Consider the following 12,338-nt stretch of genomic DNA (forward strand, 5'->3'; position numbering starts at 1 on the left):
CCGTGGGCCCGCCGCCATCGGCCATCCATGGCCGGGGGCGGCTAACCCGGCATCCATGCCGGGTTGCCCACTACGCAGAACCTCCGCTCGGCCTCTCGAGGGGGCGTGCACCGCAAAAGCGCCCGAGGCGGCCTACCGGCCGGCCTGATTGTCTGGTTCGGTGTACACAGTACCTGTGGGAGCGGGCTTGCCCGCGAAGGCGGCCTGCCAGCCAACCAACCTCTTGCAGATGTACTCGCTCCCACAAGGGATCAATCTGTGAGCTGAGAGATTTTCAGTTCGCCACCCGAACCCCACCCAGGCTCCCGCTCAGTTCATACGCCGCCAATTCCGCCTGGTGCGCCGCCAGCAATTCCGGCAACGATCCGCGCAAATACTCGACCCAGGTCTTGATCTTCGCATCCAGGTACTGGCGCGACGGGTAGATCGCATACAGGTTCAGTTCTTGCGAGCGGTAGTTGGGCATGACGCGCACCAGTGTGCCGTTGCGCAGGCCTTCTATCGCGGCGTACAGCGGCAGGACGCCAACGCCCATGCCGCTGATGATCGCGGATTTCATGGCATCGGCGGAGTTCACCAGGAAGGGTGAGCTGTTGATGGTGACCATTTCCTGGCCATCGGGACCGTCGAAGGCCCATTTCTCCAGCGGAATCACCGGGCTGACCAGGCGCAGGCAGGCGTGGTTGAGCAGGTCGCTGGGTTTTTGTGCGCAGCCGTTGGTTTTGACGTAGGCCGGCGAGGCGCAAACGATGCTGTAGGTGATGCCCAGGCGCTGGGAGACGAAACCCGAATCCGGCAGTTCGCTGGCGAGGACGATGGACACGTCGTAACCCTCGTCGAGCAGGTCCGGCACGCGGTTGGCCATGGTCAGGTCGAAGGTCACGTCCGGGTGGGTCTTGCGGTAGCGGGCGATGGCGTCGATCACGAAGTGCTGGCCGATGCCGGTCATGGTGTGCACTTTGAGTTGCCCGGCCGGGCGGGCGTGGGCGTCGCTGGCTTCGGCCTCGGCTTCTTCGACGTAGGCCAGGATCTGTTCGCAGCGCAACAGGTAACGCTTGCCGGCTTCGGTCAGGGCGATGCGGCGGGTCGTTCGGTTGAGCAGGCGGGTTTGCAGGTGGGCTTCCAGGTTGGAGACCGCGCGCGAGACGTTGGCCGTGGTGGTGTCCAGTTGCACGGCGGCGGCGGTGAAGCTGCCGGCTTCGGCCACGTAACTGAAGGCGCGCATGTTTTGCAAAGTGTCCATGGGGTGCTCTCGGGTGCGATGGCAAATTGTGACACGAAGTTTCGGGGGCGGTGACCCCTACCTACGGATTATCTCGTTAACGGTAACAAAGATTCACAGGAATCCCGGCTTATCGCCCTTCAGGCCGCCCCATAGAATTGCGCAACTTGGGCAACCGGGGCTCGACCCACCGCATAACCTGTGGGAGCGGGCTTGCTCGCGAAGAGGGCATCACATTCAACAGCGATGTTGACTGACAGACCGCTTTCGCGAGCAAGCCCGCTCCCACAAAAGCGGATCTCCGGTTTCCAGAAAATCTCATGCCTCCCCCTATTTTCAGGAAATCGCAGCAGTGCCGCGTCGCATCAGCAGAGCGCTTCAGCCGCTCAGTGTTTTGGCTTTAACCCTGTCAATCAGCGGCTGCATCGGAACCGGAGGTATTGCCCCACAGGGCAAGGCGCTGGAGGCCAATTCACTGGCCACTGACGAAGCGATCCAGAGCGCCGCGCAGGATGCGCACTGGCCCACCTCACAATGGTGGCAAGCCTATGGCGACCCGCAACTGAACCGCTGGGTCGACCTCGCTCTGCAAGGCAGCCCGACCCTGGCCATGGCCGCCGCCCGGGTGCGTCAGGCCCGGTCCATGGCCGGCGTGGCCGAAGCGGCCGGGTCGCTGCAGATCAATGGCGAATCCACCCTCAAGCGTCACAACTGGCCTACCGACCAGTTCTATGGCCCTGGTGAGCTGGCCAACAGCACCACTTGGGACAATAACGCGGCGCTGGGTTTCAGCTATGCCCTCGACCTCTGGAGCCGCGAAAGCAATGTCACCGAGCGCGCCGTGGACATGGCGCACATGAGCGTCGCCGAAGCGCGCCAGGCCCAGCTCGAATTGCAAGACAATATCGTACGGGTCTACATCGAGTTGTCGTTGCATTACGCCCAGCGGGACATCGTCGAAGCGACCTTGAAGCAGCAACAGCAGATTCTCGAGCTGGCGCAAAAGCGTCTGGATGGTGGCATCGGCACCCATTTCGAAGTCAGCCAGGCCGAGACGCCGCTGCCGGAAACCCATCGCCAGATCGACGCCCTCGACGAAGAAATCGCCTTGAGCCGCAACCAGCTCGCCGCCCTCGCCGGCAAGGGGCCGGGGGAGGGCGCGCAGTTGCAGCGGCCAACGCTGTCGCTGGGTGCACCGCTGAAACTGCCGTCGTCGCTGCCAGCGCAATTGCTCGGCCAACGCCCGGACGTGGTCGCCAGCCGCTGGCAAGTGGCGGCGCAGGCGCGGGGCATCGATGTTGCCCATGCCGGTTTCTACCCGAACGTCGATCTGGTCGGCAGCCTCGGCTACATGGCCACCGGCGGCGGGGCCCTGGAGTTCTTGACCGGCAAGAAGCTCAACTACAGCGTGGGGCCGGCGATTTCGTTGCCGATCTTCGATGGCGGGCGCCTGCGTGCAGAGTTGGGTGAAGCCTCGGCCGGGTATGACATCGCCGTGGCCAAGTACAACCAGACCCTGGTCAATGCCCTGAAAAACATCTCCGACCAGTTGATCCGCCGCGAGTCCATGGACAAGCAACAGGCTTTCGCCGCCGAGTCGGTGGCCACTGCGCAGAAGACCTACGACATCGCGATGATCGCCTACCAGCGTGGCCTGACCGATTACCTCAACGTGCTCAATGCCCAGACCCTGCTGTTCAAGCAGCAGCAAGTGCAACAGCAGGTTCAGGCGGCGCGTTTGAGCGCCCATGCGCAATTGGTGACGGCGTTGGGCGGTGGTCTCGGTGCCGGCAACGACGTGCCGAACGCCAAACAGACCCAGGCACCGAAAACCCCGAGCCTTTTGCGTTGAACACAAGACCTGTGGGAGCGGGCTTGCTCGCGAAGGCGGTGTGTCTGATGACACTTTTGTCGCCTGATACTCCCTCTTCGCGAGCAAGCCCGCTCCCACAGGTTCCGGTTTTCACTGGAATTTATTGAGCAGGATTTGATGACTCCCTTGCCCGCACCCTTGCGCTGCCTGTACTCCCTGGAATGGCGTCGGGGTTTCTTCGACTGGGCACGCAGCGACGGCGTGACCTGGGTCTACATCTTCAAGGTGCTGATCGCGGCGTTCCTCACGCTGTGGCTGGCCATGCGCCTGGAGCTGCCGCAACCGCGTACCGCGATGATCACCGTGTTCATCGTCATGCAGCCGCAAAGCGGCCAGGTGTTCGCCAAGAGTTTCTATCGTTTTCTCGGCACCCTGGCCGGGTCGGCGGTGATGGTCGCGCTGATCGCCCTGTTTGCGCAGAACACTGAACTGTTCCTCGGTTCGCTGGCGATCTGGGTCGGTATCTGCACGGCCGGCGCTGCCCGCTGCCGCAACTTTCGCGCCTACGGTTTCGTACTCGCCGGATACACCGCGGCGATGGTCGGCTTGCCCGCGCTGGCCCATCCGGAGGGTGCGTTCATGGCGGCGGTCTGGCGGGTGCTGGAAATCTCGTTGGGCATTCTCTGTTCGACACTGATCAGTGCCGCCATCCTGCCGCAATCGGCCAGCGCGGCGATGCGCAATGCGTTGTACCAGCGCTTTGGCGTGTTCGCCCTGTTCGTGACCGACGGCTTGCGCGGCCGCAGTCAGCGCGAGGCGTTCGAGGCCGGCAACGTGCGTTTTATCGCCGAAGCCGTGGGCCTGGAAGGCTTGCGCAGCGTTACTGTTTTCGAAGACCCGCACATGCGTCGGCGCAATGGCCGTCTCAGTCGCCTGAACAGCGAATTCATGGGCATCACCACGCGCTTCAACGCCTTGCACCAGTTGCTCGAACGCCTGCGCAGCAGCGCGGCGGACCAGGTGGTGGAGGCGATCAAACCCGGCTTGCAGGACCTCGCCGAGCTGCTCGACGGCTTCAGCGGGCGTGCCTTGACCAGCGCCGATGCAGCGCGTCTGGTCACGGTGCTGAGCGCCTACAAGGAAGGGTTGCCGGCGCGGGTGCGCAGCCTGCGGGCGATCTTTCAGGAGAGCGAACCGAGCGACGACGAACTGCTGGACTTCCATACGGCGTACGAACTGCTCTATCGCTTCGTCGACGACCTGCACAGTTATGCACAGACCCACGCTTCCCTGGCCGATCACAGTCACGAACGGGAGCGCTGGGACGAGCCGTTCACTCCGCAAACCAACTGGATGGCAGCGGCAGCATCGGGGATACGCGCGGCGTTCATTCTGGTGGTATTGGGCAGCTATTGGGTGGCAACCGCCTGGCCGAGCGGCGCGACCATGACCCTGATTGCGGCCGCGACCGTGGGCCTGTCCGCCGCCACCCCGAACCCGAAACGCATGGCCTTTCAGATGGCGTGCGGGACGTTGCTCGGAGCGCTGATCGGCTTCGTCGAGATGTTTTTCATTTTTCCGTGGATCGATGGATTTCCGTTGCTGTGCGTGATGCTCGCACCGGTGATCGTACTCGGCTCGTTCCTGACTTCGCGGCCGCAGTACGTCGGTGTCGGCCTGGGCTTGCTGATCTTCTTCAGCACCGGTTCAGTGCCGGACAACCTCACGGTCTACAACCCCTACACCTTCATCAACGACTACATCGCCATGGTGCTGGGCATGCTGGTGTGCGCGGCGGCCGGGGCGATCATTCTGCCGCCCAACAGCCGCTGGCTGTGGCGTCGGCTGGAGCAGGACCTGCGCGGTCAGGTGGTGTACGCCATCAGCGGCAAGCTCAAGGGGCTGGCGTCGAGTTTCGAAAGCCGCACCCGCGACCTGGTGCATCAGGCCTACGGCTTCGCGGCGGGCCAACCGCAGGTGCAGCGGGACTTGTTGCGCTGGATGTTCGTGGTGCTGGAAGTCGGCCACGGGATCATCGAGTTGCGCAAGGAACAGGCGATTCTGCCGGTGCATCCGGCCTATGCCGAATCCCGGCCGTGGCGCCAGGCGATCCGGGTGATGGGGCGGGCGCTGGTGCGGCTGTTCCTGCAACCGAACAGCAGCAACCTGGAACGCGCGCTGATTGCCGTCGATCACGCGATCAGCCGTGTGCAGTCCACCGACGAACCCTTCGCCCCGCACTTCGATACCTCGGCGTTGCGCCGGGTGAAGAGCTACCTGCACTTCATCCGCACCTCGCTGCTTGATCCGCAATCACCGCTCGCTGCCTTCGCAAGCAGCCAGCCCAAAGGACTTGAACATGCCTCGTGAAATCGCCTTCCACGGCGTGTACATGCCAACCATGACCCTGATGTTTTTCATCGCGGCTCTGCTTGCCTGGGCGCTGGACCGGTTCCTGTCCGGGTTCGACCTGTACCGTTTTTTCTGGCATCCGGCGTTGCTGCGCCTGAGCCTGTTTACCTGTCTGTTCGGCGCGTTGGCGCTGACTGTCTACCGTTGACTCTCTATCACTGAGAATGCCCCGATGAAAAAGTTTTTCAGCCTGCTCGCGACCTTGCTGGTGCTGGCCCTTGCGCTGTGGATCGGCCGCTCCTTGTGGGAGCACTACATGAACACGCCGTGGACCCGTGACGGCCGCGTGCGGGCCGACATCATCAACGTCGCCGCCGACGTCACCGGTGAAGTGGTGGACGTGCCGGTGCGCGACAACCAGCTGGTGAAGAAGGGTGAATTGCTGATGCAGATCGACCCCGAGCACTACCGTCTCGCGGTGAAACAGGCACAGAGTCTGGTGGCATCGCGCAAGGCAACCTGGGAGATGCGCAAGGTCAACGCCCATCGTCGCGCCGATATGGACAACCTGGTGATCTCCCGGGAAAACCGTGACGACGCCAGCAACCTCGCCGACTCGGCCCTGGCCGATTACCAACAGGCCCAGGCGCAACTGGAAGCCGCGCAACTCAACCTCAAACGCACTGAAGTCCGTGCGGCGGTGGATGGTTACGTCACCAACCTCAACGTGCATCGCGGCGACTACGCGCGCATCGGCGAGGCGAAAATGGCCGTGGTCGACATGAACTCGTTCTGGGTCTACGGCTTCTTCGAAGAAACCAAACTGCCCCATGTGCGCGTCGGCGATAAGGCCGACATGCAACTGATGAGCGGCGAAGTGCTCAAGGGCCATGTGGAAAGCATCTCGCGCGGCATCTATGACCGCGACAACCCGGAGAGCCGAGAGCTGATTGCGGATGTGAACCCGACGTTTAACTGGGTGCGTTTGGCGCAGCGGGTGCCGGTGCGGATTCACATCGATGAAGTGCCGGAGGGGGTGCTGTTGGCGGCGGGGATTACTTGTACGGTGGTGGTGAAGCAGGAGGGAGGGGCATGACTTGCAGACCGTGTGGCCCCATCGCGGGCAAGTCCGCTCCCACAAATATCTGCTGTGTTACCTAAATAGCATTCACACCAAAGATCCCTGTGGGAGCGGGCTTGCCCGCGATGGGAACGACTCGGTTCCGCGGGTATAAGGCAGCGCTTCACTCCTTGCAAAACGTCTCATGCAGATGCCTCCAGATCACCCGGCCATCGGCGTGCTTCTCGAAGACCACGGTGGAGCGACGATCCGAGTGCAACCCGGTCGCATCGGTCTGTTGTTCGCGGTAACTCACGGTGGCGCCACCCTCGTACAACGCGATCCCACGCAACTCGCTGAGCTCGATCCTGAACCCGAGTTTCTTGCCGCCCGCCAGCGTGAACAGTTCGTTCAGCGCGTCAAAGTCCAGCACCCGGCCGAGCGGCGAGACCATGGAGAACTGCGGTGAAAAACGTGTCAGCAGTTCTTCGAGTTCGGACGCGTCGCGTTCCTCGGCCAGCCATTGTTCGATGGCCACGTGGGCCTGGATCACTTCGTCGAAGTATTCGGTGTAGTCGGTCATGTTGTTTCCTGAAGTTCTGTGGTGTCTGTTCTGACGCCTTCGCGGGCAAGCCCGCTCCCACAGGATTAGCGCTATTTCAAAATCTGCGCATGACCTGTGGGAGCGGGCTTGCCCGCGAATAACGATGACGCGGTGTCAGAGCTGCCCACGCAGCCCGAACCGTTTCATCAGCCCGGATTCGAGCAAACCCTTGGGCAGCAAACTGGCCATCAGCGGCAACGCGCGGCTGCCATTGCCCAGGCGGACCAGCCGTGGCGGTTTGGCTTGCTGCACGGCCTTGAGCAATCCGGCGGCAAACTCACTGGCCGGGGTCGGTCTGTCCTGGGAAGCCCTGGCCCGGGCGCGAATGCCTTCGCGCAGCGGAAACCACGGCGATTGTTCGCTGATCAGTTGCTCGGCTTCGTGCCCGGCATTCCTGGCGAAGCTGGAAGCGATGGCCCCGGGCTGCACTTCCATGACCCGCACGCCGAACGGCGCCAGTTCCATGCGCAAGGCATCGCTCAAGGCATGCACGGCGGCTTTCGAGGCGCAGTAGGCACCGGCGAATGGCGTGACCAACACACCTGAAACGCTGCCGATATTCACGACCAATCCTTTGGTCCGGCGCAGCACGGGAAACATCGCGCGGGTGACGCCGACGATGGCGAACACATTGGTTTCGAACTGGCGCTGCATGGCCGGCACGCCGCCATCGAGCAACGGTCCCATGGCGCCATAACCCGCGTTGTTGATCAGTACGTCGAGACCACCGCGTTCCTGGTTGATGCGCTCGCTCAATTGCTCAAGGGCAACACCGTCGTTTACGTCAAGTTGCACGGCGGTATATCCGGCAGCGCTCAGCATGGCGACATCTTCGGCCTTGCGCGCACTGGCCCAGACTTCATAGCCGGCGACCTTGAACGCGTCGGCAAGGGCGCGGCCAATGCCGCTGGAGCAACCGGTAATCAACGCAATGGGCATGGCGCATTCCTTGTGCAAAAAAATGGGGGAGAGGTCAGTCGGAAAAGCTGCCCTGCAATCGCTCGGCGCGAAACTCCAGGGTTTCCGGACGGTAGCCAGGGCGCAATGGCGGCAGCGGCAAGCAATCTTCCCAGTTGCCTCCGGCCTGCAGTTCGCCGGGGCCACGATAGCGCGGGGCGCTGTATTGATTGTCGGCCAGGTTCACCGTATCGCCCGGTGCATAAGCCGCGACTCGCCAGCGCAGTTCGGTTAGCGGCACGTCATTGCCGTTGTTCAGGGTCAATTGCAATGGGCGGTCAGCGGGACATTGTTGTGGTGCGTAAGTGATGCGCAACTCCAGGCGTTGCAGTTGCTTGAGTTCGTGGTGGTCCATCCAGATGACCCAGGTGGCGACGATGCCCAGCCCCACGGCAGCCGCCAGGGAGACGGGCAAGGCCTTGGCCGGATAGCGCAGCAACAGGATCAGCCAGGTGATGACCAGCAGGACGCCGATGAACATGACACGAAATCTCGGGAGTAGAGAGGGTCATCCTACCTAAGCGCAGGTAGGGTTGGCGATGGGCGATTCGGAGGTGTGCTGAACGGCCCCTTCGCGGGCAAGCCCGCTCCCACAGGGTATTGGGTTGATCACAGATTTTGTGCTCGGCTTGGTCCACTGTGGCAGCGGGCTTGCTCGCGAAGAGCCCAGTCGAGGCACTACAAAAAAACAGTGCAAAAAAAGCCCCCGCCCAGCCTGCTGCGGATAGGGAACGCAGCAGGCTGGACGAGGGCTTCTTTTTTTATTGAGCGTTACTGCGCGATGGTTTTCACGGCCACGCCACGCTCAACCGGAGTGGAGCGCCCGTAGATATCTTCAAACCGCTCGATATCGTCTTCGCCCAGGTAGCTGCCGGATTGAACTTCGATGATCTCCAACGGGATCTTGCCCGGGTTGCGCAAACGGTGAACCGAAGCGATCGGAATGTAGGTCGACTGGTTCTCGGTCAGCAGGAACACGTTCTCATCACACGTCACCTCGGCGGTGCCGCTGACGACGATCCAGTGCTCGGCGCGGTGGTGGTGCATCTGCAGCGACAGGCACGCACCCGGCTTGACCGAGATGTGCTTGACCTGGAAGCGCCCGCCCATGTCCACCGAGTCGTAGGAGCCCCACGGACGGTAGACCTCGCAGTGGTTCTGGGTCTCAGTGCGGCCCTGTTCGTTGAGGGTGTTGACCATCTGCTTCACGCCTTGGACCTTGTCCTTGTGGGCGATCATCATGGCGTCCTTGGTTTCGACCACGACGATGTTTTCCAGGCCGATCACCGACACCAGCTTGCCGTTGCCGTGGATCATGCAGTTTTTGCTGTCCTGGATCACCACGTCGCCTTTGGTGACGTTGCCGTTGGCGTCTTTTTCATTGACTTCCCACAGCGACGACCAGCAGCCGACATCGCTCCAGCCGGCGGTCAGCGGCACGACGCAGGCGCGTTGGGTTTTTTCCATCACCGAGTAGTCGATGGAATTGTCCGGGCAGCAGGCGAAGGTGGCTTCGTCGAAGGTGATGGTGTCGGCATCCTGATGGCTGCGTTCCAGGGTCAGCAGGCAGGTGTCGTAGATGTCCGGATCGTGCTTCTTCAACTCTTCCAGGAACCGGCTGGCGCGGAACAGGAACATGCCGCTATTCCAGAAGTAACCGCCGGACTGGACGAACTCGGTGGCGCGCTTCACGTCGGGTTTTTCCACGAAGTGCGAGACGCGGCTGACGCCTTCAGGCAGCAGCGAGTCGTTGGTCGACTTGATGTAGCCATAACCGGTTTCCGGTTTGGTGGCCGGCACGCCGAACAACACCATTTCACCGTTTTCGGCGGCGACGGTAGCCAGGGCCAGGGCGCGTTGCAGGGCTTTCTGGTCTTCCAGCACGTGGTCGGCCGGCAGCACCAGCATTAGCTCGTCGCGACCTTCATTGACCAGCATCATCGCAGTCAGGGCCACGGCCGGCGCGGTGTTGCGACCGAACGGCTCCATCAGGATGCGCTGGGATTCCAGCTTGCGTGCCGCCAACTGCTCGTTGACGATGAAGCGGTGGTCCTTATTGCAGACCACGATTGGCGAGTCCATGCCTTCGAACACCAGGCGTTCCAGGGTTTGCTGGAACAGGGTGTGTTCGCCGGTCAGGGCCAGGAACTGCTTAGGGAATTGTTTGCGGGAAAGCGGCCAAAGACGTGAGCCACTACCACCTGACAAGATCACCGGAATCATGTTGTTACTCCTTGAATATCGATTGGTTAGAGCTACTGCGTTCTGTCGTTTCACTCTTGTTTTTGTTCCGTAGCCAGATCGGGTCACCCGTAGCAGCTGCCGAGCCTGCGAGGCTGCGTTCGGCGGCGCAGCCGTCGTCAATCCAGACAAGGCGGTCATGCAGAAAGACCGGTTGCCTGGATTGACGACTGCTGCGCAGCCGGACGCAGGCTTCGCCAGCTGCTACAGGGGCATCATCGACCTGACGAATTCATCAGCGCGTCGACACCGGGCGTTTCACCCAGACCGGCGACAGGCTGCTGCCGCTGCCGGTGACGTACAGCACCGCGGCTTCACCGCGTTCCAGGGCGACCGGTTTCACGTCGCCGACTTTGGTGGTGCCGTCGTACAAGGCCAGGCTGACCTTCACCGGGTTGATTTCACGCTCGCCGCGACCCTTGGGCGCAACGTTCGGGACCACGTCGGTCTTGCCATCGGCGGTTTTCAGGGTCAGCGCCTTGTCGCTAAGGTTTTGTACGCGTACCAGGGACTTCTGCTTGTTCTTGAACGGCGGCTCTTCGATCAATTGCGGTGCGCCGCTGGCGTTGTTGACCAAGGTGTAATAGTGGTCGCCGGCCAGTTTCACCGGCAGGCTCTGGCTACCGACCTTGGCGCTGTAGTCGCCGCCCGGCATGAAGCTGAAGTCACTGCTCGACAGTGGCGCTACATCGCTCAGGTTGGTGCTGCCGACGGTGGCGCTGACTTCGGCGTTGCTGGCGTTGTAGATACGCACGAAGGTCGAGCCTTTCGGCGCGGTCGGGCCGTACAGGGCGGCGTCGCCAGCGGCGAAAGCCTGTACCGACAGCACGCTGAGGCCGGCAACCAGGGCAAAGCTTTTAGCGAGACGACGAGGATTTGTAGTGAAAGTCATGGTGTACCTCTCTTTCAGTTTTGCGCCCGGTCGGGCGTCTCGGATTTAGTGTTTGCAGCTACGTTTTGTTGGCGGGCGCCGGCTTGTTTAAGCTCTGCGACCCACTGCGGGTCGGCGTCGCCGATTTCGTTGTTCACGGGCAGATATCGTTCGGGGAACTCCCAGATCAGCACCTGTGGCGGGCTGTTCTTGAAGGCATCGCTCTTGAGGTAGCTGAGCATCGGCAGAATCGGGCCATGGCCGTCTTCGGCGTAATTGACCACGTCGCTGTTCAGCGCTTGCTTGAGCGCACCCACAAAATTCCAGCTGGGGTTGGCGCTGTAGCTGGTGCCGATCAGGGCCACCGGCACTTCGGTGTTGGCGAACAGAGCGTCGTCGCCGGCGGGCTGATCTTCAGCCGCGACCGTATTGCGCTTTTGCAACTGCTCCTGTTCAGGCATCAGGTTTTCGAACAGCGGGTCCAGTGGCAGGAACAGACGCAGGTCACCCTTGTGGGTGATGGTCTCAGCCGGTTCGGTGACGAAACGCTGCGGCTCGCCGCTCAGCGGGTACTTGTCGGCAATGGTCCGGGCCAGGAGGTTGGCGGCGATCTCGGCGCCTTGCGGCGTCCAGTGGGTGTCGGTGCGCAGGAACACTTGCTGGCCATCCTGCTTGGCCTGTTGCAGCGGGCCAAGCAGGTCAGGGGCCGCAATCCGGTCGTCGGCCAGGCGCTGGTGGAAGTCCTTGTAGAGGTTGGCGTGGATGCTCGCCGGTTTCACTTCACCGAGGTGTTCCGGGTACAGGCGCACCTTGGCCGGTACTACCGCCATCACCAGTTGCACGCCTTTTTCCTTCAGGGTCTGGCGTACGCCTTCGACCAGCGCGTAGTTGCCTTGCAGGTTCAATTCTTCGTTGACCACCGGGTGGAATTCTTCATCGCTGTACAACCACTGGTCGCGACCGAGCACCACGCCCGGACGACCTTCGTTGAACAGTTTGAAATCCAGTGCGGCCCAGAGGTTGGTGCCCAGGCGCTTGATCGGGAACTCGTCGTCGTAGTGCGTTTCCACGGCCTTGGTCCAGCGACCGTTGAGCACCGTCGCATCGGCGTTGGTGCTGAAGCCGAAGAAACTGCGCACCGACCACAGGCCGAGTACCAGCAGGGTCACCAGGAACAGCGCGATGTAGAAGATGCGTAATGAGCGGGTCATGGTCAGA

The 12,338-nt window shown here is 62.1% G+C and carries 11 protein-coding genes; 4 read left to right on the forward strand and 7 right to left on the reverse strand.

Annotated elements, in window-relative coordinates:
* Nucleotides 1-274: 274 nt before the first annotated feature.
* Complete coding sequence (locus PMI34_RS13915) at nt 275-1,243, reverse strand: LysR family transcriptional regulator (RefSeq protein ID WP_008050110.1); 969 nt, start codon at nt 1,241-1,243, stop codon at nt 275-277.
* A 331-nt stretch (nt 1,244-1,574) separates the two neighbouring features.
* Here PMI34_RS13915 and PMI34_RS13910 point away from each other — a divergent pair, with 331 nt between their 5' ends.
* The 4 genes from PMI34_RS13910 to PMI34_RS13895 all read left to right on the forward strand — a co-directional run bounded on the left by PMI34_RS13910 (nt 1,575) and on the right by PMI34_RS13895 (nt 6,483).
* Nucleotides 1,575-3,074 carry an efflux transporter outer membrane subunit gene (locus PMI34_RS13910; RefSeq protein ID WP_008050111.1) on the forward strand — a complete coding sequence of 500 codons (1,500 nt, stop codon included), beginning with the start codon at nt 1,575-1,577 and terminating at the stop codon, nt 3,072-3,074.
* A 138-nt stretch (nt 3,075-3,212) separates the two neighbouring features.
* Complete coding sequence (locus tag PMI34_RS13905) at nt 3,213-5,405, forward strand: FUSC family protein (RefSeq protein ID WP_008050112.1); 2,193 nt, start codon at nt 3,213-3,215, stop codon at nt 5,403-5,405.
* Nucleotides 5,395-5,595, forward strand: coding sequence for a DUF1656 domain-containing protein (locus tag PMI34_RS13900; RefSeq protein ID WP_008050113.1), 201 nt, complete (start codon nt 5,395-5,397; stop codon nt 5,593-5,595). Before PMI34_RS13905 ends, PMI34_RS13900 begins: the two co-directional genes overlap by 11 nt.
* A 24-nt stretch (nt 5,596-5,619) precedes the next feature.
* Entirely contained in the window at nt 5,620-6,483 is an 864-nt protein-coding gene (locus PMI34_RS13895; RefSeq protein ID WP_008050114.1) for an efflux RND transporter periplasmic adaptor subunit, read from the forward strand.
* A 148-nt stretch (nt 6,484-6,631) separates the two neighbouring features.
* On the opposite strand, the gene PMI34_RS13890 is transcribed toward PMI34_RS13895, so the two are convergent.
* The 6 genes from PMI34_RS13890 to PMI34_RS13865 all read right to left on the reverse strand — a co-directional run bounded on the left by PMI34_RS13890 (nt 6,632) and on the right by PMI34_RS13865 (nt 12,331).
* Nucleotides 6,632-7,030, reverse strand: a complete 399-nt coding sequence (locus PMI34_RS13890) for a DUF4440 domain-containing protein (RefSeq protein ID WP_008050115.1) — start codon at nt 7,028-7,030, stop codon at nt 6,632-6,634.
* Nucleotides 7,031-7,165: 135 nt separating this feature from the next.
* Nucleotides 7,166-7,990: an SDR family oxidoreductase gene (locus PMI34_RS13885; protein ID WP_008050117.1), complete on the reverse strand. Its 825-nt coding sequence runs from the start codon at nt 7,988-7,990 to the stop codon at nt 7,166-7,168.
* 34 nt (nt 7,991-8,024) lie between these two features.
* Nucleotides 8,025-8,489, reverse strand: a complete 465-nt coding sequence (locus tag PMI34_RS13880; protein ID WP_008050125.1) for a hypothetical protein — start codon at nt 8,487-8,489, stop codon at nt 8,025-8,027.
* 290 nt (nt 8,490-8,779) lie between these two features.
* Nucleotides 8,780-10,231 carry a mannose-1-phosphate guanylyltransferase/mannose-6-phosphate isomerase gene (locus tag PMI34_RS13875; protein WP_008050127.1) on the reverse strand — a complete coding sequence of 484 codons (1,452 nt, stop codon included), beginning with the start codon at nt 10,229-10,231 and terminating at the stop codon, nt 8,780-8,782.
* Between the two features lie 253 nt (nt 10,232-10,484).
* Nucleotides 10,485-11,141 carry an alginate O-acetyltransferase AlgF gene (locus tag PMI34_RS13870; RefSeq protein WP_008050128.1) on the reverse strand — a complete coding sequence of 219 codons (657 nt, stop codon included), beginning with the start codon at nt 11,139-11,141 and terminating at the stop codon, nt 10,485-10,487.
* A 14-nt stretch (nt 11,142-11,155) separates the two neighbouring features.
* Nucleotides 11,156-12,331: an alginate O-acetyltransferase gene (locus PMI34_RS13865; RefSeq protein ID WP_008050130.1), complete on the reverse strand. Its 1,176-nt coding sequence runs from the start codon at nt 12,329-12,331 to the stop codon at nt 11,156-11,158.
* Between the last annotated feature and the right edge of the window lie 7 nt (nt 12,332-12,338).

The organism is Pseudomonas sp. GM74, from assembly GCF_000282455.1.
Classification (GTDB): Bacteria; Pseudomonadota; Gammaproteobacteria; order Pseudomonadales; family Pseudomonadaceae; genus Aquipseudomonas.

Bases quoted from the DNA above. Each gene is read 5' to 3' on its own strand.
- PMI34_RS13915 (WP_008050110.1), bottom strand. From the start codon at position 1,243: ATGGACACTTTGCAAAACATGCGCGCCTTCAGTTACGTGGCCGAAGCC.
- PMI34_RS13905 (WP_008050112.1), top strand. From the start codon at position 3,213: ATGACTCCCTTGCCCGCACCCTTGCGCTGCCTGTACTCCCTGGAATGG.
- PMI34_RS13900 (WP_008050113.1), top strand. From the start codon at position 5,395: ATGCCTCGTGAAATCGCCTTCCACGGCGTGTACATGCCAACCATGACC.
- PMI34_RS13895 (WP_008050114.1), top strand. From the start codon at position 5,620: ATGAAAAAGTTTTTCAGCCTGCTCGCGACCTTGCTGGTGCTGGCCCTT.
- PMI34_RS13890 (WP_008050115.1), bottom strand. From the start codon at position 7,030: ATGACCGACTACACCGAATACTTCGACGAAGTGATCCAGGCCCACGTG.
- PMI34_RS13885 (WP_008050117.1), bottom strand. From the start codon at position 7,990: ATGCCCATTGCGTTGATTACCGGTTGCTCCAGCGGCATTGGCCGCGCC.
- PMI34_RS13880 (WP_008050125.1), bottom strand. From the start codon at position 8,489: ATGTTCATCGGCGTCCTGCTGGTCATCACCTGGCTGATCCTGTTGCTG.
- PMI34_RS13875 (WP_008050127.1), bottom strand. From the start codon at position 10,231: ATGATTCCGGTGATCTTGTCAGGTGGTAGTGGCTCACGTCTTTGGCCG.
- PMI34_RS13870 (WP_008050128.1), bottom strand. From the start codon at position 11,141: ATGACTTTCACTACAAATCCTCGTCGTCTCGCTAAAAGCTTTGCCCTG.
- PMI34_RS13865 (WP_008050130.1), bottom strand. From the start codon at position 12,331: ATGACCCGCTCATTACGCATCTTCTACATCGCGCTGTTCCTGGTGACC.